Source organism: Pseudomonas sp. NCHU5216 (assembly GCF_052156495.1).
GTDB lineage: Bacteria > Pseudomonadota > Gammaproteobacteria > Pseudomonadales > Pseudomonadaceae > Aquipseudomonas.
Genome location: NZ_JBQLIX010000017.1, coordinates 24,582 through 41,925 on the forward strand (window position 1 = coordinate 24,582; position 17,344 = coordinate 41,925).

Consider the following 17,344-nt stretch of genomic DNA (forward strand, 5'->3'; position numbering starts at 1 on the left):
GTGGAAAAAGCCCGGCATTGCTTTGTCGTACCGCCATAAGGGGGCTGCCATCCTCTTGCAGCTTGCAGGGGGCGGCCATCCGTCTTGCAGCTTGCAGCTTGCAGCTACTGTTATACTGCGCCCTCGTTCTAGGAGTGCGTTGCATGATCGAGCAAAGTGAATTGAATCGCCTGTTCTGGCATAGCCGTCGCGGCATGCTGGAGCTGGATGTGTTGCTGGTGCCTTTCGTTCAGGAGGTCTATCCGGGCCTGGATGCCGAGAATCAGGCGCGCTACCGCAAGCTGCTGGAGTGCGAGGATCAGGACATGTTCGGCTGGTTCATGCAGCGCGGCGAGCCCGAGGATGCCGACCTGCGCCACATCGTGCGCATGATCCTGGATCGTGTCCAACCCAAGTGATGCCTTCGAGTGTCGTTGGCAGCCATCCCGTGTGCTGCTGAGGCTCTACCTGCTCGTCCTGGCGCTGGCTGTGCTGGCGCCCTGGTTGGCGGCCGTGGCCCTCTGGTGCAAGCTGCTGGTCAGCATGGCCTGTCTGGCCCACGCCGCCTGGGTCTTGCCGCGGCAGATCCTGTTGTCCTCTCCCATTGCCTTTCGCGGTTTGCGCCGCGATGCCGAGGGCTGGCAGCTCTGGTCGCCCGGCGCCGGCTGGCAGGCGGTGCAGTTGCGCCCCGATAGCCTGGCCTTGCCGCTGGTGGTGGTGCTGCGTTTTCGCCTGGCCGGCGAGCGTGTCACGCGCAGCCTGTGCATCCCTTTCGACGCCCTGGCGTCCGAGCAGCATCGGCGCCTGCGTCTGCGCCTGAAGTTCAGCCGTCGGCGCTGGGCTGCCCCGCAGGTGGGGTGAGGATGGTATCGCGCGCTTCGGGCAGCAGCTCCGGGTAATCCAGGGTGTAGTGCAGCCCCCGCGATTCCTTGCGCTCCATGGCCGAGCGGATCATCAGCTCGGCGACCTGAGCCAGGTTGCGCAGCTCGATCAGGTCGCGGCTGACCTTGTAGTTACTGTAGAACTCGTCGATCTCGTCCAGCAGCAGGCGCACGCGGTGCTGGGCGCGCTGCAGGCGCTTGTTGGTGCGCACGATGCCCACGTAGTCCCACATGAAGCGGCGCAGCTCGTCCCAGTTGTGGGCGATGATCACGTCCTCGTCGGAATCGGTCACCTGGCTGGCGTCCCAGCAGGGCAGGTTGCTGGGCATGGCGATGGTGGTCAGTTGCTGGGCTATGTCGGCGCAGGCCGAGCGGGCATAGACGAAGCACTCGAGCAGGGAGTTGCTGGCCATGCGATTGGCGCCATGCAGGCCGGTGAAGCTGGTTTCGCCGATGGCATAGAGGCCGGGCACGTCGGTGCGGCCATGCTGATCCACCACCACGCCGCCGCAGGTGTAGTGTGCGGCCGGCACCACTGGGATGGGCTGGCGGGTGATGTCGATGCCGAAGCCCAGGCAGCGCTCATAAACAGTGGGGAAGTGGCTCTTGATGAATTCGGCCGGCTTGTGACTGATGTCCAGATAGACGCAGTCGATCCCTAGGCGCTTCATCTCGTGGTCGATGGCGCGGGCGACGATATCCCGTGGCGCCAGTTCGGCGCGGGCATCGAAGCGCTGCATGAAGCGCTCGCCGTTGGGCAGCCTGAGCAGGCCGCCTTCGCCACGTACCGCTTCGGTGACCAGAAAACTCTTGGCCTGCGGATGGTAGAGGCAGGTGGGATGGAACTGATTGAACTCCAGATTGCCCACTCGGCAGCCGGCGCGCCAGGCCATGGCGATGCCATCGCCGCAGGCACCGTCGGGGTTGCTGGTATAGAGGTAGACCTTGGCCGCGCCGCCAGTGGCGAGGATCACGAAGCGGGCGGCGAAGGTGTCCACTTCGCCGCAGGCGCGATCCAGCACGTAAGCGCCCAGGCAGCGGTCGCCATCCAGGCCGAGCTTGCGTTCGGTGATCAGATCCACCGCGACCCGCTGCTCCAGCAGCTCGATGTTTGGGCGCTGACGCGCCTGTTCCAGCAGGGTGTTGAAGATGGCTGCGCCGGTGGCATCGGCGGCATGAATGATGCGCCGGTGGCTGTGGCCGCCCTCGCGGGTCAGGTGAAACTCGAAACCACCGTCCTCGCGTGCGGTCTCATCGTCGCGAGTGAAAGGCACGCCCTGGTCGATCAGCCACTGGATGGCTTCGCGACTGCGCTCCACGGTGAAACGCACGGCTTCCTCACGGCACAGGCCTGCGCCGGCGTTGAGGGTGTCGGCGACATGGGATTCGACCGTGTCGGTGTCATCCAGTACGGCGGCCACACCGCCCTGCGCCCAGTAGGTCGAACCATTGGCCAGAGGGCCTTTGCTCAGCACGGCGATGCGCAACTCGGCAGGCAGGGTGAGGGCGAGGGTAAGGCCGGCGGCACCGCTGCCGATGACCAGAACGTCATGCTGGAAGTGTTGGCTCATGGATCCATTCCGCGTGGAAGCGGGGCCTAGTATATAGAGCAGGGCAGCGGCACAATAGCCGGCTTATGACCGACTGCTGGGGTCGGGAACTTTTTTAGTCGCTAAGGTTCCAAACCAGGTCGCTCATAGAACAAAGGACGCGTTTGCGTGTGCCTGCATCGGCTAGCTGGATGGATGCAGAAATTAGCAGCGATATGATTATTTGCGCAGCCGGAAAAGGGTTCCGCTTGCGCCTTTCCGCGCAGAGAGCAACTCACTCTGCGGGAAGCTTGCTTGGAGGGGAGAACTTTTGTCTAAGGCCCGAGTCTATGGAGACAAGCTGATTCGCTTGCGGGTGCCAGCCCCCTCTGAGCTTCATGAGGAGAGTGCATGCTAACCCAGGAAGATGATCAGCAACTGGTCGAACGAGTGCAGCGTGGTGACAAGCGTGCCTTCGATCTGTTGGTGTTGAAGTATCAGCACAAGATCCTTGGCTTGATCGTGCGTTTCGTGCACGACACTCACGAGGCTCAGGATGTCGCTCAGGAGGCCTTTGTAAAGGCGTACCGAGCGCTTGGAAACTTTCGCGGTGACAGCGCGTTCTATACATGGCTGTACCGCATCGCCATCAATACGGCGAAGAACTACCTGGTGTCCCGCGGTCGGCGGCCGCCAGATAGCGATGTGAGCAGTGATGACGCGGAATTCTACGACGGCGACCATGCCCTCAAGGATATCGAGTCACCTGAGCGGGCCATGCTGCGCGACGAGATCGAAGCCACCGTGCATCGAACCATTGCCCAGCTACCGGATGATTTGCGAACGGCACTGACTTTACGTGAATTTGAAGGTCTTAGTTATGAGGACATTGCTAGTGTCATGCAGTGTCCGGTCGGTACCGTGCGGTCGCGGATTTTCCGGGCGCGCGAAGCCATCGATAAGTCCCTGCAACCCTTGTTGCAGGAAGCTTGAGGCAGCGGCGACAGCCAAGAGAGGAACACCATGAGTCGTGAAACCCTGCAGCAATCGCTGTCCGCAGTGATGGATAACGAAGCGGATGAATTGGAACTTCGGCGCGTGCTCGCCGCCAGTGAGGACGGCGAGCTGCGCGGTACCTGGGCGCGTTATCAGGTAGCGCGTGCCGCCATGCACAAGGAGCTACTGGTTCCGCAACTGGACATCGCCGCAGCCGTGTCTGCCGCTCTGGCCGATGAAGCTGTGCCGGTGCGCAAGTCGTCCCTGTGGCGTAACGTCGGCCGTGTCGCGGTCGCGGCCTCGGTGACCGTCGCTGTGTTGGCGGGCGTGCGTCTGTACAATCAGGACGAGTTGACTGGTGATCAGGTGGCTCAGCAGAGCGCTGCGCCTGCGCTGGTTCAGCCGCAAGTGCAAGGCCCTGCGCTGCTGGCCGGTTACACCACCGAGGAACCTGTGGTCGAGAGCAGCGAGATGGGCTCTGCCAGCTGGCATGAGCAGCGTCTGCCGTCCTACCTGCGTCAACATGCGCAACAAGCGGCAATGGGCGCGGGTGAAACTGCACTGCCCTATGCACGCGCTGCCAGTCTGGAAAATCGCTAACCGCTAAGGAATCACATGCGCGCGATCCCTCTTTACCTGCTCAGTGGCCTGTTGGCACTGCCGGTACAGGCTTCCGAGGTACAAGACTGGCTCAAGCGCCTCACCGAGGTGGAGCAGCAAAGCTTTCAAGGCACGTTCGTTTATGAGCGCAACGGCAGCTTCTCCACCCATCGGGTCTGGCATCGGGCAGAGCCTGGGGGCTCGATTCGCGAGCATCTGGTGCAGCTCGATGGGCCGATGCAGGAAGTTTACAAGGTCGATGGTCAGATCCAGTGCATGAGTGGTGGGCTGGCTGATCAGGTCAGTGATGGCCAGGCCTGGCCGGCGCGTGATCTGCAGGCGGCTTCACTCGGTGAGTGGTATGACATGCGCGTGGTAGGTGACTCGCGCGTGGCCGGGCGCAAGGCCGTGGTCTTGCTGCTGACGCCAAAGGATCAGTACCGCTACGGCTTCGAGCTGCACCTGGATCGTGAGACGGGCCTGCCACTGAAGTCCTTGCTGCTCAGTGAGAAGGGGCAGTTGCTCGAACGTTTCCAGTTCACCGAACTGAGCACCACAGCACCGAGCGATGCCGCGCTGGCCGCCAGCGCCGACTGTCAGGCCGTGCGCCTCAAGACGGCGAATGCGATGGCCAGTGATGCCTGGCATGCGGACTGGTTACCGCCAGGCTTCACCCTGACCTCGGCGCAGTTGCGCCACAGCGAGTTCTCCGACGTGCCGGTCGCCTACCTGATGTACGGCGATGGTCTGGCGCGCTTTTCCGTTTTCCTCGAGCCACTGCAGGGCGCGGCTGCTGACGACGTTCGCAGCCAGCTCGGGCCGACCGTCGCCGTGTCGCGGCGCATGACCACCAGCGAGGGTGATGTCATGGTCACCGTGGTGGGAGAGATTCCGTTGGGCACTGCCGAGCGCATTGCCCTGTCGATGCGTACCGGAGCGAGCGAACAGGCTTCACGATGATCGAAGAGCAGGGGCGTGTGGTAGCGGTCGAGCCGGGCGTGGTCTGGGTCGAAACGCTGCGCAAGAGCACCTGCTCGGCCTGTTCGGCCAATGCCGCTTGCGGCCAGGGCTTGATGGAGCGCCTGGGCGTCGGCCGTCAGCGCGGTTACGTGCGCGCCTTGTCTTCCCTCAATCTGGCCGTGGGCGACGCGGTGGTCATCGGCGTCCGTGAAGAGCTGCTGGTGCGCAGTTCACTGCTGGTCTATCTGTTGCCCCTGCTGGGGCTTTTGGCTGCTGCCGTAGCGGCCGATAATCTTGGGTTCAGCGAGCCCTGGGTGATCTTCTCTGGCCTTTGCGGCCTCTTCCTTTCCTGGCTACTGGTGCGCTGGCGTGCGTGCCGCGTGGCCGATGATCCGCTTTTGCAACCTGTTGTACTACGCGCGTCGCTGGCCGCTGGTCCGTGATTCCCCGCGCGTATTTTCTTCTGCAGCTGGAGTCGTAGCCAATGAGAAATATCAAGTCCGTTGTGCCGTTGCTAATGGCCGCCTTGCTCTGGGGTCAGAGCCTGGTGGCGAATGCCGATCTGCCTGACTTCACGCCCCTGGTGGAGGAGGCCTCGCCGGCGGTGGTGAACATCAGTACGCGACAGAAGGTGCCCGAGCGCGCCATGGCAGGGCAGCCTGGCTTGCCCGATCTGGAAGGCCTGCCGCCGATGTTCCGTGAATTCTTCGAGCGCAGCATTCCGCAGGTGCCGCGCCGCCCGGAACGCCAGCGTGAAGCGCAGTCGCTGGGCTCGGGCTTCATCATCTCGCCCGATGGCTACATCATGACCAACAACCATGTGGTCGCCGATGCCGACGAGATCATCGTGCGTCTGTCCGACCGCAGTGAGCTGGAGGCCAAGCTGGTGGGGGCCGATCCGCGCAGCGACGTGGCCCTGCTCAAGGTCGACGGCAAGAACCTGCCGACCGTGCGTCTGGGCAAGTCGGAGGATCTCAAGGTCGGCGAGTGGGTGCTGGCCATCGGTTCGCCGTTCGGCTTCGATCACTCGGTGACCGCCGGTATCGTCAGTGCCAAGGGGCGTAGCCTGCCGAGCGACAGTTACGTGCCGTTCATCCAGACCGACGTGGCGATCAACCCGGGCAACTCCGGTGGCCCGCTGTTCAATCTCGAGGGGGAAGTGGTCGGCATCAACTCGCAGATCTTCACCCGTTCCGGCGGTTTCATGGGCCTGTCCTTCGCCATCCCAATCGATGTGGCCATGCAGGTGGCCGATCAGCTCAAGGCTGGCGGCAAGGTGACCCGTGGCTGGCTGGGTGTGGTGATTCAGGAAGTGAACAAGGACCTGGCTGAATCCTTCGGCCTGGACAAGCCGGCCGGTGCCCTGGTCGCGCAGGTGATGGAAGGCGGCCCGGCTGACAAGGGTGGCTTGCAGGTGGGTGACGTGATTCTGGCGCTCAATGGTGAGCCGATCATCATGTCGGCCGATCTGCCGCATCTCGTGGGCAGCCTCAAGCCGGGCGAGAAGGCCGTGCTCGACGTGGTGCGTGACGGTTCGCGCAAGAAGCTCAACGTCACCATCGGCACGCTGCCGGAAGAGGGCCAGGAGCTGACTGCCAGCGGCGAGGCAGTCGAGCGCAGCAACAACCGCCTGGGCGTCACCGTGGTCGAGCTCACCGCCGAGCAGAAGAAGGGCCTGGATCTCAAGGGCGGTGTAGTGGTCAAGGAGGTGCTCGATGGTCCGGCCGCGATGATCGGTCTGCGTCCGGGTGATGTGATCACCCATCTGAACAATCAGACCATCGACTCCACCAGCACCTTCAACAAGGTGGCTCAAGCTCTGCCGAAGAACCGCTCGGTATCGATGCGCGTGTTGCGTCAGGGCCGTGCCAGCTTCATCACCTTCAAGCTGGCCGAGTAAGCCGGCAGGTTGTTGTCGTTTCGCGCGTGGCTCGTGTCGAAACGGCAACAGCTCCCCAGCAAGGGCGCTTTCGAGCGCCCTTTGCATGTCTGCCGGGCGGTGCGCCAAGCGTGACGCAGGCGTGAGGGATCGGGTACAATCCGCGGCTATTTTCGGCAAGCGTATTGCCCGTGCCCTCTTCGAGTGTTGATCTGTGAGTGACCTGAGTCATATCCGTAACTTTTCCATCATTGCCCACATCGACCACGGCAAATCGACCCTGGCGGATCGTTTCATCCAGATCTGTGGCGGCCTGTCCGAGCGGGAAATGGCGGCCCAGGTGCTGGACTCCATGGATCTGGAGCGCGAGCGTGGCATTACCATCAAGGCGCACAGCGTCACCCTGCACTACAAGGCGCAGGACGGTAAGACCTACCAACTGAATTTCATCGACACCCCCGGCCACGTCGACTTCACCTACGAAGTCAGCCGTTCCCTGGCGGCCTGCGAAGGCGCGCTGCTGGTGGTGGACGCCGGCCAGGGCGTCGAGGCGCAATCGGTCGCCAACTGCTACACCGCCATCGAGCAGGGCCTGGAGGTCATGCCGGTGCTGAACAAGATGGATCTGCCCCAGGCCGAGCCGGAGCGGGTCAAGGACGAGATCGAGCACATCATCGGCATCGATGCCACCGACGCCGTGCCCTGCAGCGCCAAGAGCGGCATGGGCGTCAACGAGGTGCTGGAGCAACTGGTCAAGGTCATCCCGCCGCCCACGGGCGAGATCGACGCACCGCTGCAGGCGCTGATCATCGATTCCTGGTTCGACAACTACCTGGGCGTGGTGTCCCTGGTGCGCGTGCGTCACGGCCGCATCAAGAAGGGCGACAAGGTGCTGGTCAAGTCCACCGGCAAGATCCACCAGGTCGACAGCGTCGGCGTGTTCACCCCCAAGCACACCGCCACCGAAGACCTCAAGGCCGGTGAGGTGGGCTTCATCATCGCCGGTATCAAGGACATTCATGGCGCGCCGGTGGGCGATACCCTGACCCTGTCCAGCACCCCGGACGTGGACATGCTGCCCGGCTTCAAGCGGGTCAAACCGCAGGTCTACGCCGGCCTGTTCCCGGTCAGTTCCGACGATTTCGAGGATTTCCGCGAGGCCCTGCAGAAGCTGACCCTCAACGACGCCGCGCTGCAGTACGAGCCGGAAAGTTCCGACGCCCTGGGCTTCGGCTTCCGCATCGGCTTCCTCGGCATGCTGCACATGGAGATCATCCAGGAGCGCCTGGAGCGCGAGTACGACCTGGACCTGATCACCACTGCGCCGACCGTGGTGTTCGAGGTGGAGCTCAAGAGCGGCGAGGTGGTCTATGTCGACAACCCGTCCAAGCTGCCGGATCTGGCCTCGATCGCCGACATGCGCGAGCCGATCGTGCGCGCCAATATCCTGGTGCCGCAGGAGCATCTGGGCAACGTCATCACCCTGTGCATCGAGAAGCGCGGTGTGCAGCGCGACATGCAGTTCACCGGCAATCAGGTACAGGTTTCCTACGACCTGCCGATGAATGAAGTGGTTCTGGACTTCTTCGACCGGCTGAAGTCGGTAAGCCGTGGTTATGCGTCGCTCGATTACAGCTTCGACCGTTTCGAGTCGGCTAATCTGATCAAGCTCGATGTGCTGATCAACGGCGAGAAGGTCGATGCACTGGCATTGATCGTGCACCGTGACAAGGCGCACTACAAGGGCCGTGCCCTGACCGAGAAGATGAAGGAACTGATTCCCCGGCAGATGTTCGATGTCGCCATCCAGGCGGCCATCGGCGGCCAGATCGTGGCCCGTACCACGGTCAAGGCGCTGCGCAAGAACGTATTGGCCAAGTGCTACGGCGGTGACGTCAGCCGTAAGCGCAAGCTGCTGGAGAAGCAGAAGGCCGGTAAGAAACGTATGAAACAGGTGGGCAGTGTGGAGATTCCGCAGGAAGCCTTCCTTGCCGTACTGAAAGTGGATAGTTAAGGCGCTATGTCGATCAATTTCCCGCTTCTGTTGGTTATCGCCGTCGCCGTTTGCGGCTTTCTTGCGCTGATCGATCTGATCCTGCTGGCGCCTCGGCGTCGCTCGGCGATCGCGGCCTATCAGGGCCGTGTCGACGAGCCCGATGAGCGGGTGCTCGAACGCCTGAGCAAGGAGCCGGTGCTGGTCGAGTACGGCAAGTCGTTCTTCCCGGTGCTGGCCATCGTCCTGGTGCTGCGCTCGTTTCTGGTCGAACCGTTCCAGATTCCGTCCGGGTCGATGAAGCCGACCCTGGAAGTGGGCGATTTCATCCTGGTCAACAAGTTCGCCTACGGCATTCGCCTGCCGGTGCTCGATACCAAGGTGATCGAGGTCGGTGATCCGCAGCGTGGCGATGTCATGGTGTTCCGCTACCCCAGCGACCCGAGCATCAACTACATCAAGCGCGTGGTCGGCCTGCCGGGTGATCGCATCGAGTACACCCAGGGCAAGCGTCTGCTGATCAACGGTGAGCCGGTGGCGGAGAAACTGATCGGTGAAGAGCCGGGCAGCCTCGGCAGTGCGACCCTGTATCAGGAGCGCCTGGGGCAGGTGGAGCACGTCATCCGCAAGGAAATGACCCGCATGCGCCGCGAGCCAGGTGGTCAGTGGGTGGTGCCGGAGGGGCACTATTTCATGATGGGCGACAACCGCGACAACTCCAACGACAGCCGTTTCTGGCGCGATCGCCACATTCCCAAGGAGCTGTGGGGCATGGTTCCGGACGACCATATCGTCGGCAAGGCCTTCGCCATCTGGATGAGCTGGCCGGAACCCAAGACCAGCCATCTGCCCAACTTCTCCCGCGTCGGCCTGATTCATTGAGCACTGGTGCGCTGTCGTGTGCAGCGCGCCAGGCTATAACTAGTGCTGCCGTAAAGGCTTTCCCATACAATGGAATCAATTGGGGACACATATGACTTTCGCGCGTTCGCAGCAGGGGCTTTCCATTCTTGGCTGGCTGGTGACCCTGGCCGTCGTTGCATTCTTCGCCAGCACCGCGTTCAAGGTGCTGCCGCATTACATGGACTACATGTCCATGGAAAAGATCATCACCTCGGTGGAAACCGACAAGGCGGCTGACGTGCGTACCGTGGGGGATTTCTACAATCACCTGAGCAAGGGCATGCAGGTCAACAACATCCGCGACCTGAACCCGCGCGACGCCGTGAAGGTGACCCTGGAGAACAACGAGTTCCGGGTGCACCTCAAGTACGAAAAGCGTGAGCCGCTGATCGAGAACCTCGATCTGGTGGTCAATTTCGATAAAGAATTTCGTGTACGAATGCCGTGAGTCCTGATCTTTCCCGTCTCGAGCGCAAGCTCGGTTACAGCTTTAAGGACCAGGATCTGATGCTCCTGGCCCTGACCCATCGCAGCTTCGCCGGCCGCAACAACGAGCGGCTGGAATTTCTCGGTGATGCCATCCTCAATTTCGTCGCTGGCGAGGCGCTGTTCGAGCGCTTCGCCCAGGCCCGCGAAGGGCAGCTTTCGCGCCTGCGCGCGCGTCTGGTCAAGGGGGAGACCCTGGCCGTGCTGGCCCGTGGTTTCGAGCTGGGTGATTACCTGCGCCTGGGCTCCGGCGAGCTGAAAAGCGGCGGCTTCCGCCGTGAGTCCATCCTCGCCGATGCCCTCGAAGCGCTGATCGGCGCCATCTACCTGGATGCCGGCATGGACGCGGCGCGCGAGCGCGTGCTGGCCTGGCTGAGCAGCGAGCTCGATGGCCTGACCCTGGTGGACACCAACAAGGATCCCAAGACGCGCTTGCAGGAGTTCCTGCAGTCGCGCGCCTGTGAACTGCCTCGTTACGAGGTGGTGGACATCCAGGGCGAGCCGCACTGCCGCACCTTCATGGTCGAGTGCCAGGTCTCGCTGCTCAATGAAAAGACCCTGGGCCAGGGCGGCAGCCGGCGTATCGCCGAGCAGGTCGCTGCGGCTGCGGCGCTGATCGCCCTCGGGGTGGAGAATGGCAATGACTGATGCACCCGTGACCCGCTGCGGCTACGTCGCCATCGTCGGCCGGCCCAACGTGGGCAAGTCGACGCTGCTCAACCACATCCTCGGGCAGAAACTGGCGATCACCTCGCGCAAGCCGCAGACCACCCGTCACAACATGCTCGGGATCAAGACCGAGGGGGATGTTCAGGCCGTCTACGTCGACACCCCCGGTTTGCACAAGAACAACGACAAGGCGCTCAACCGTTACATGAACCGCAGCGCGTCCACCGCGTTGAAGGACGTCGACGTGGTGGTGTTCGTGGTCGACCGCATGCGCTGGACCGACGAGGACCAACTGGTGCTGGAGAAGGTGCAGCACGTCAGGTGCCCGGTTCTCCTGGCGGTGAACAAGGCTGATCGCCTGGAAGACAAGAGCGAGCTGCTGCCGCACCTGAACTGGCTGGCCGAGCAATTGCCGCAGGCCGAGATCGTGCCGATCTCCGCGCTGCAGGGGCAGAACCTCGACACCCTGGAAAAACTAGTGGGCGAGCGCCTGCCGGAGTCCGAGCACTTCTACCCGGAAGATCAGATCACCGACCGCTCCAGCCGCTTTCTGGCGGCCGAGCTGATCCGCGAGAAGATCATGCGCCAGCTCGGTGCCGAGCTGCCGTACCAGATTACCGTGGAGATCGAGGAGTTCAAGCAGGACGGCCCGATCCTGCATATCCACGGGCTGATTCTGGTGGAGCGCGACGGGCAGAAGAAAATCATCATCGGCGACAAGGGCGAGCGCATCAAACGCATCGGCCAGGAAGCCCGCAAGGACATGGAGACCCTGTTCGACTCCAAGGTGATGCTCAACCTCTGGGTCAAGGTCAAGGGCGGCTGGTCCGACGACGAACGCGCCCTGCGTTCGCTGGGCTATCTGGATTGAGCCACAAGCTGCAAGCCACAAGCTGCAAGCTGTGGCGCGCTGCAGCTTTTGCTTGAGGCTTGCAGCTTGCAGCTTGCCGCTTACGTTTTGCACAGCCGCCCCTACAAAGAAAGCAGCGCGCTGGTGGATTTCTTCACCGCTCAGGGGCGCGTGCGGGCGGTTTTGCGCGCCGCGCGCGGCAAGGTGGGCAGCATCGCCCGGCCATTTGCGCCGCTGGATCTGGAGCTGCGCGGGCGTGGCGAGCTGAAGACTGTTGGTCGTCTGGAAAGCGCTGGTATCCCGTTATTGCTGAGTGGCGAGGCGCTGTTTTCCGGTCTCTACCTCAACGAATTGCTGATCCGCCTGCTGCCGGCCGAAGATCCGCATCCATCAATGCTCGAACATTACGCGCTGACCCTGCAGGCGCTGGCCGCCGGGCGGCCGCTGGAGCCCTTGCTGCGCGCTTTTGAATGGCGCCTGCTGGATGACCTGGGCTATGGTTTCGCCCTGGATCGCGACCAGCACGATCAGCCCGTCGACCCCGCCGGCCTGTATCGCTGGCAGCAGGATGTCGGCCTGGTGCCGGTGCTACAACTGCAGCCCGGCGTCTTCCAGGGCCGCGAACTACTGGCCATGGCCAAGGCCGACTGGCAGACGCCAGGCGCCCTGGCCGCGGCCAAGCGCCTGATGCGCCAGGCGCTGGCCCCCCATCTCGGTGGCAGACCGCTGGTCAGCCGCGAACTTTTCATGACGCTCAAGGAGCCCAAGCGTGACTGAGGCCAATCGTATTCTGCTCGGTGTCAACATCGACCACGTCGCCACCCTGCGTCAGGCGCGCGGCACGCGCTACCCGGATCCGGTCAAGGCTGCGCTGGATGCCGAAGAGGCGGGCGCCGACGGCATCACCGTGCACCTGCGCGAAGACCGCCGGCATATCCAGGATCGCGACGTGCGCGTGCTGGCCGACGTATTGCAGACGCGGATGAACTTCGAGATGGGCGTCACCGACTTCATGCTCGGCTTCGCCGAGCAGATCCGCCCGGCGCACGTCTGCCTGGTGCCGGAGACCCGTCAGGAGCTGACCACCGAAGGCGGCCTGGACGTGGCCGGGCAGGAGGCGCGCATCGCCGCCGCCGTGGAACGCCTGTCCCTGGCCGGCTGCGAGGTGTCCTTGTTCATCGACGCCGAGGAGCGGCAGATCGAGGCAGCCATGCGCGTTGGTGCGCCTGCCATCGAACTGCACACCGGACGTTATGCCGATGCCCATACGGCGGAGGAGGCGGCCCAGGAGCTGGCACGCATCCGCGATGGCGTCATCTGCGGCCTGAACCACGGCCTGATCGTCAACGCCGGCCATGGCCTGCACTACCACAACGTCGAGGCCGTGGCAGCGATCATGGGCATCAACGAGCTGAACATCGGCCATGCACTGGTCTCCCATGCCTTGTTCGTCGGCTTCAAGCAGGCAGTAGCGGAGATGAAGGCGTTGATCGTCGCGGCGGCCAATCGCGGCTAAACCCAGGGGAGGGCGGCACCACCTGGCGTGATGCCGTCGCTCAGCGTTCTGTCGGGCGGCCTCTCGTAGGGTGCGCCGTGCGCACCAGGTAGATTCCGCGATATTTGCCGGTGCGCACAGCGCACCCTACTCAGCTTTATGCGAACGCCTGAACCATCTGCCTGGCGAGTGCCTCGACAGCGTCATTGCGCTGGTGACCGAGAATCAGCTTGATGTGGTACTCGCCGAGAGGGGGCAGGCCCTGATCGGCGCCGAGTCGACGTAGCGGCGGTTTGACCAGGCTGCGTGGGAAGGGGGCGATGGCCAGGTCGGCGGCCATCGCCGCTTCCTGGCCAGCACACTGCTCGCAGGAATAGGCGATGCGGTAGTTCAGGCCTTGGCGATCCAGCGCATCGAGCGCCGTCCGCCGCCAGGGGCAGCCCGGATTGGCCAGCGCCAGCGGCAAGGGCGAGCGTTGCACGGCCAGGCCACCGTCACGTCCCGCCCAGACCAGTTCTTCGGAGTAAATGATTTCGCCACGCGCGTCGTCCAGGCCATCGCAGCCGGCGTTGATCAGGGTCAGATCCAGCTCGCCGGCATCCAGCTTCGCCACCAGATCCACGCTGCGCCCTACGTTTACCTCCACCTCCACGGCGGGATGGCTGCGGGCGAACAGGGTCAGTACGCTGGGCAGCACGCGGTCGCCGATGTCGTTCGGCGTACCGAAACGCACGCGTCCGCTCAGCGCTGGCGTCAGAAAGCGCGCCACGGCCTCCTCGTTGAGCTTGAGCAGGCGCCTGGCGTAGCCCAGCAGCAGTTCACCCTCGGGCGTCAGTTGCACGCGCCTGGCTTCGCGGGTGAACAGGCGTTGGCCGAGCGTTTCTTCCAGGCGCTTGATCTGCAAACTGACGGCCGCCGTGCTGCGAAATACCTGCGCAGCGGTGCGGGTGAAGCTGCCGCTATCGGCGATGGCGACGAAGGTGCGCAGTACGTCGCTTTCCAACAGTGGCAATGACAGGGGGGCGGTGGCGTTCATGATCGTTAAGTATTATTTAATCTATGGTTTGATATTTGTCGTTTGTTTGAACGATAGGCGCGTTTCATCCTGATCGCAAGTCCGGCGAACGCCGGTAGCGAAACGGAGGAAATGCCATGAACAACTCGAGCAAGCACGACAAATCGCACCCGGCCATGCCCGAGTTCTACCTGCCGGCCATGTGGCTGCTGGATCTGCAGAATGCCATCGTCGACTGGGTCGGCGCCTGGTTCTGGCGCCGGCGCATGCGGCGGCTGCTGGCACAGGACATCGAGGGGCGAATTCGCCTCGGTGGCGCCCGTGGCGTGGTGGAGCAGGGGGCGCATGAACCGCTGCGCTCCATCGCGCAGCGACGGGCGCGCTGGTTGCGGCCGCAGGGCGGGTGCAACCCGCCACGCTGAGGGTTATGGCTTGCGCGCGACCAGCACTGCGCGGGTCGGGGCTGGCAGGCCTTCGACGGTGCGGCTGTGGTCGGCCGGGTCGAGGAATTCGGGCAGCGACTGGAAGCGCATCCACTCGGTGGCGCGTTGCTCCTCCACCGAGGTGGTGCTGACATCGACGCAGCGCACCTCCTCTAAACCTGCGCGGCGCAGCCAGCGCTCCAGCGCCGGCACCGAGGGCAGGAACCAGACGTTGCGCATCTGCGCGTAGCGATCCTCGGGCACCAGTACCTGTTCGGCATCGCCTTCCACTACCAGGGTTTCCAGCACCAGTTCGCCGCCCTTGACCAAGGCATCCTTGAGGTCGAGCAGGTGGTCGATGGGCGAGCGGCGGTGATAGAGCACGCCCATGGAGAACACCGTGTCGAAGCCCTGCAGCTTGGCCGGCAGCTCCTCGAAGGCCAACGGCAGGTGCCAGACCGGTTGATCCGGCAGGTAGCGCTTCATCGCCAGGAACTGGCAGAGGAACAGCCAGTTGGGGTCGATGCCCACCACGCTATCGGCACCCGCGCCGAGCATGCGCCACATGTAGTAGCCGTTGCCGCAGCCGACATCGAGGATGCGCTTGCCGGCCAGATCCAGGTGCGGGGCGACGCGTTGCCATTTCCAGTCCGAGCGCCATTCGGTGTCGATATGCACGCCGAACAGCTCGAACGGGCCCTTGCGCCAGGGGATCAGCCCCTGCAGGGCCGTTTTCAACTGGGCACGAGTGGCCTCGTCGCAGGCGCCGCCAAAGGCAAAGCGCTGGGCCAGTTCCACTTCGCTCACCGGCAGTGGCGGCAACGCCTGCACCGCGCCGTACCAGCGCCCTAGGTCGCCGTGGCCGATGGCCAGTTTGGCGTCGAGCTGGCCGGGCAGATCGGCCGCCCACTCCTGCAACGGAGTGCCGGCCAGTTGCGCCTGCAGGGCGTCGAGATCCAGATCGCGCATCATGGCAGGGCCACCAGCGAGGCGAAGTTCAGGCACTGGAACCAGGGCAGTACCTTGCTGAAACCGGCAGCCAATAGTCGTTCGCGATGCTGCTCGAGGCTGTCGGGCAGCATCACCTTTTCGATGGCGCTGCGCTTCTGGGCGATTTCCAGTTCGCTATAGCCGTTGGCGCGCTTGAAGGCGAGGTGCAGCTCGGTGAGCAGCTCGTGCTCGGCAGCGTCCTCGAAGCGCAGCTTCTCCGAGAGGATTAGCGCGCCGCCCGGCAGCAGCGCCTGGCGGATGTTGCCGAGCAACTCCAGACGTCGCTCCGGCGGTATGAATTGCAGGGTGAAATTCAGCGTCACCAGCGAGGCGGGCTGCAGCTCGAGGGCGAGGATATCGGCCTCGATCACCTGCACCGGCAGCAGCTCCTGGAACATGGCGTCCTGGGCATGCAGGTATTCACGGCAGCGCTCGACCATGGCCGGCGAGTTGTCCACCGCGATCACCTGGCAGCCATCGGCGCGCACGTGGCGGCGCAGGGCCTGGGTCACCGCACCGAGCGAGGCGCCGAGGTCATACAGGCGGGTATGGGGCTGGGCGAACTGGCCGGCGAGCACGCCGATGTTCTCGACGATGGTGGGGTAGCCGGGCACCGAGCGCTTGATCATGTCGGGGAAGACCCGCACCACATCCTCGTTGAAGACGAAATCGGGCACCTCGGCCAGGGGCTGGGCGAACAGGCGGTCAGGTTCTTGGCTCACGGCAATGACAACGGGTAGCGGAAAAGGCCGGCATCTTAGCAAAAAGACGGCCGCAAGCCCCAGGCTACAAGTTGCAAGTGCAGAGCAATCCTTTACCTTCACTGCGGATGGCACGCTTTTGTAGGGGCGTATTTATCCGCGATATTCATTATGAATTCGCTGCCACAGGTTTATGCGATTGCAAGTGGAAACCTTCGCCGACTGCCTCAAGCGTCCTGGCGCGCGAAGGCTGAGGCGGTGATGCCCCATTGGCCAAGCCAGTAGGTGAGGATGATGGCGTAGGGGGCGGCGTCGAAGCTGACGACGAAGCGGTCGATGCCGATGAAACTGTCGGACAGCACGAACAGCGCCGCGCCGCCCGCGGCGAGCCAGGTGGAGCGCGCGTGCAGAGCTGGCTGGCCGATCCGCGCCAGGGCGCGCCAGAGCATCAGGCAGATCGCCGTGGCATAGCAGGCCACCGGAATCAGCAGTTCGCCCAGGCCGCTGCTGGCCAGCACGGTGAACATCGCGCCACCGGCAACCAGTGCCAGCAGCAGGGCGGGCAGGGCCGGACGGCGGCTGTCCGAACAATAGGCGCGCAGGTAGGCCAGGTGGGCGAGCAGGAAGGCGCCGAGGCCGAACACGAACAGATCGCCAGGCCAGTCCAGCAGGATATCGCCGGCCAGGGAGCAGAGCAGACCGACGCCGATCCAGCGCCGGTAGATGCCAGCCGGTGCCTGGCGTAGCCAGAGTAGCAGGGCAAGCACCGGAATGCCCTTGGTCAGCAGGCTCAGTTGCGCATCGCCGCTGATTCGGCCGTAGAGAAAGACCGCAGCACCCGCCAGACCGAGCAGCAACCAACGCATGACAAGACCCCTTCGTTATTGCAATGGCGCAACTATGGCCAGTGGCCGGGCGGTTGCCAATGCGAGGGGCGTCAAAGTGAGTGGCGTATCGTGCCGCTGCGCGGTGGGTGAGCCGCACCCACCGCGCTCG

The 17,344-nt window shown here is 63.6% G+C and carries 20 protein-coding genes; 15 read left to right on the top strand and 5 right to left on the bottom strand.

Going from position 1 to position 17,344, the window contains the following annotated elements; all coding sequences use genetic code 11:
• The first annotated feature begins 143 nt into the window (after positions 1-143).
• Positions 144-398: an FAD assembly factor SdhE gene (locus ACSVIK_RS13730; protein WP_442444852.1), complete on the top strand. Its 255-nt coding sequence runs from the start codon at positions 144-146 to the stop codon at positions 396-398.
• Positions 382-840 carry a protein YgfX gene (locus tag ACSVIK_RS13735; RefSeq protein ID WP_442444853.1) on the top strand — a complete coding sequence of 153 codons (459 nt, stop codon included), beginning with the start codon at positions 382-384 and terminating at the stop codon, positions 838-840. The genes ACSVIK_RS13730 and ACSVIK_RS13735 overlap by 17 nt, the downstream gene beginning before the upstream one ends.
• Here ACSVIK_RS13735 and nadB read toward each other — a convergent pair.
• A complete protein-coding gene (gene nadB / locus ACSVIK_RS13740; RefSeq protein WP_442444854.1) occupies positions 803-2,431 on the bottom strand; it encodes an L-aspartate oxidase in 1,629 nt (542 codons plus the stop codon). The two genes, ACSVIK_RS13735 and nadB, sit on opposite strands and share 38 nt — an antisense overlap.
• A gap of 369 nt (positions 2,432-2,800) precedes the next feature.
• Here nadB and rpoE point away from each other — a divergent pair, with 369 nt between their 5' ends.
• From rpoE to pdxJ, 12 genes are all read left to right on the top strand, one after another.
• Complete coding sequence (rpoE, locus tag ACSVIK_RS13745) at positions 2,801-3,382, top strand: RNA polymerase sigma factor RpoE (RefSeq protein ID WP_268183036.1); 582 nt, start codon at positions 2,801-2,803, stop codon at positions 3,380-3,382.
• Between the two features lie 30 nt (positions 3,383-3,412).
• Positions 3,413-3,985 carry a sigma-E factor negative regulatory protein gene (locus ACSVIK_RS13750; protein ID WP_442444855.1) on the top strand — a complete coding sequence of 191 codons (573 nt, stop codon included), beginning with the start codon at positions 3,413-3,415 and terminating at the stop codon, positions 3,983-3,985.
• 15 nt (positions 3,986-4,000) lie between these two features.
• Positions 4,001-4,945, top strand: a complete 945-nt coding sequence (locus ACSVIK_RS13755; protein WP_442444856.1) for a MucB/RseB C-terminal domain-containing protein — start codon at positions 4,001-4,003, stop codon at positions 4,943-4,945.
• Entirely contained in the window at positions 4,942-5,388 is a 447-nt protein-coding gene (locus ACSVIK_RS13760) for a SoxR reducing system RseC family protein (RefSeq protein ID WP_442444857.1), read from the top strand. The genes ACSVIK_RS13755 and ACSVIK_RS13760 overlap by 4 nt, the downstream gene beginning before the upstream one ends.
• 74 nt (positions 5,389-5,462) lie before the next feature.
• Positions 5,463-6,845 carry a DegQ family serine endoprotease gene (locus tag ACSVIK_RS13765; RefSeq protein ID WP_442444907.1) on the top strand — a complete coding sequence of 461 codons (1,383 nt, stop codon included), beginning with the start codon at positions 5,463-5,465 and terminating at the stop codon, positions 6,843-6,845.
• A gap of 193 nt (positions 6,846-7,038) precedes the next feature.
• Complete coding sequence (gene lepA, locus ACSVIK_RS13770; RefSeq protein WP_442444858.1) at positions 7,039-8,838, top strand: translation elongation factor 4; 1,800 nt, start codon at positions 7,039-7,041, stop codon at positions 8,836-8,838.
• Between the two features lie 6 nt (positions 8,839-8,844).
• Positions 8,845-9,699: a signal peptidase I gene (lepB, locus tag ACSVIK_RS13775; protein ID WP_268183048.1), complete on the top strand. Its 855-nt coding sequence runs from the start codon at positions 8,845-8,847 to the stop codon at positions 9,697-9,699.
• A 91-nt stretch (positions 9,700-9,790) separates the two neighbouring features.
• Positions 9,791-10,168 carry a DUF4845 domain-containing protein gene (locus ACSVIK_RS13780; protein WP_277372202.1) on the top strand — a complete coding sequence of 126 codons (378 nt, stop codon included), beginning with the start codon at positions 9,791-9,793 and terminating at the stop codon, positions 10,166-10,168.
• Entirely contained in the window at positions 10,165-10,854 is a 690-nt protein-coding gene (gene rnc, locus ACSVIK_RS13785) for a ribonuclease III (RefSeq protein WP_277372201.1), read from the top strand. Before ACSVIK_RS13780 ends, rnc begins: the two co-directional genes overlap by 4 nt.
• The gene (gene era / locus ACSVIK_RS13790) at positions 10,847-11,746 is read left to right on the top strand and encodes a GTPase Era (RefSeq protein WP_442444859.1); all 900 of its coding nucleotides are present in this window, start codon (positions 10,847-10,849) and stop codon (positions 11,744-11,746) included. The genes rnc and era overlap by 8 nt, the downstream gene beginning before the upstream one ends.
• Positions 11,747-11,812: 66 nt before the next feature.
• The gene (recO, locus tag ACSVIK_RS13795) at positions 11,813-12,502 is read left to right on the top strand and encodes a DNA repair protein RecO (RefSeq protein ID WP_442444860.1); all 690 of its coding nucleotides are present in this window, start codon (positions 11,813-11,815) and stop codon (positions 12,500-12,502) included.
• A complete protein-coding gene (pdxJ, locus tag ACSVIK_RS13800) occupies positions 12,495-13,241 on the top strand; it encodes a pyridoxine 5'-phosphate synthase (RefSeq protein ID WP_268183057.1) in 747 nt (248 codons plus the stop codon). The genes recO and pdxJ overlap by 8 nt, the downstream gene beginning before the upstream one ends.
• A 136-nt stretch (positions 13,242-13,377) precedes the next feature.
• Here pdxJ and ACSVIK_RS13805 read toward each other — a convergent pair whose 3' ends face one another.
• Entirely contained in the window at positions 13,378-14,256 is an 879-nt protein-coding gene (locus ACSVIK_RS13805; RefSeq protein WP_442444861.1) for a LysR substrate-binding domain-containing protein, read from the bottom strand.
• Between the two features lie 116 nt (positions 14,257-14,372).
• Here ACSVIK_RS13805 and ACSVIK_RS13810 point away from each other — a divergent pair, with 116 nt between their 5' ends.
• Complete coding sequence (locus ACSVIK_RS13810; RefSeq protein WP_442444862.1) at positions 14,373-14,657, top strand: hypothetical protein; 285 nt, start codon at positions 14,373-14,375, stop codon at positions 14,655-14,657.
• Positions 14,658-14,660: 3 nt separating this feature from the next.
• Here the strand turns inward: ACSVIK_RS13810 and cmoB are convergent, their stop codons facing one another.
• The 3 genes from cmoB to ACSVIK_RS13825 all read right to left on the bottom strand — a co-directional run bounded on the left by cmoB (position 14,661) and on the right by ACSVIK_RS13825 (position 17,214).
• A complete protein-coding gene (cmoB, locus tag ACSVIK_RS13815) occupies positions 14,661-15,629 on the bottom strand; it encodes a tRNA 5-methoxyuridine(34)/uridine 5-oxyacetic acid(34) synthase CmoB (protein WP_442444863.1) in 969 nt (322 codons plus the stop codon).
• A complete protein-coding gene (cmoA, locus tag ACSVIK_RS13820) occupies positions 15,626-16,369 on the bottom strand; it encodes a carboxy-S-adenosyl-L-methionine synthase CmoA (RefSeq protein ID WP_442444864.1) in 744 nt (247 codons plus the stop codon). Before cmoA ends, cmoB begins: the two co-directional genes overlap by 4 nt.
• Before the next feature lie 206 nt (positions 16,370-16,575).
• A complete protein-coding gene (locus tag ACSVIK_RS13825) occupies positions 16,576-17,214 on the bottom strand; it encodes a lysoplasmalogenase (protein WP_442444865.1) in 639 nt (212 codons plus the stop codon).
• Positions 17,215-17,344: the final 130 nt, after the last annotated feature.

Coding starts and splice junctions, on each gene's coding strand:
- ACSVIK_RS13730 (WP_442444852.1), top strand. CDS start 144: ATGATCGAGCAAAGTGAATTGAATCGCCTGTTCTGGCATAGCCGTCGC.
- nadB (WP_442444854.1), bottom strand. CDS start 2,431: ATGAGCCAACACTTCCAGCATGACGTTCTGGTCATCGGCAGCGGTGCC.
- rpoE (WP_268183036.1), top strand. CDS start 2,801: ATGCTAACCCAGGAAGATGATCAGCAACTGGTCGAACGAGTGCAGCGT.
- ACSVIK_RS13750 (WP_442444855.1), top strand. CDS start 3,413: ATGAGTCGTGAAACCCTGCAGCAATCGCTGTCCGCAGTGATGGATAAC.
- ACSVIK_RS13755 (WP_442444856.1), top strand. CDS start 4,001: ATGCGCGCGATCCCTCTTTACCTGCTCAGTGGCCTGTTGGCACTGCCG.
- ACSVIK_RS13760 (WP_442444857.1), top strand. CDS start 4,942: ATGATCGAAGAGCAGGGGCGTGTGGTAGCGGTCGAGCCGGGCGTGGTC.
- ACSVIK_RS13765 (WP_442444907.1), top strand. CDS start 5,463: ATGGCCGCCTTGCTCTGGGGTCAGAGCCTGGTGGCGAATGCCGATCTG.
- lepB (WP_268183048.1), top strand. CDS start 8,845: ATGTCGATCAATTTCCCGCTTCTGTTGGTTATCGCCGTCGCCGTTTGC.
- ACSVIK_RS13780 (WP_277372202.1), top strand. CDS start 9,791: ATGACTTTCGCGCGTTCGCAGCAGGGGCTTTCCATTCTTGGCTGGCTG.
- era (WP_442444859.1), top strand. CDS start 10,847: ATGACTGATGCACCCGTGACCCGCTGCGGCTACGTCGCCATCGTCGGC.
- ACSVIK_RS13805 (WP_442444861.1), bottom strand. CDS start 14,256: ATGAACGCCACCGCCCCCCTGTCATTGCCACTGTTGGAAAGCGACGTA.
- ACSVIK_RS13810 (WP_442444862.1), top strand. CDS start 14,373: ATGAACAACTCGAGCAAGCACGACAAATCGCACCCGGCCATGCCCGAG.
- cmoB (WP_442444863.1), bottom strand. CDS start 15,629: ATGATGCGCGATCTGGATCTCGACGCCCTGCAGGCGCAACTGGCCGGC.
- ACSVIK_RS13825 (WP_442444865.1), bottom strand. CDS start 17,214: ATGCGTTGGTTGCTGCTCGGTCTGGCGGGTGCTGCGGTCTTTCTCTAC.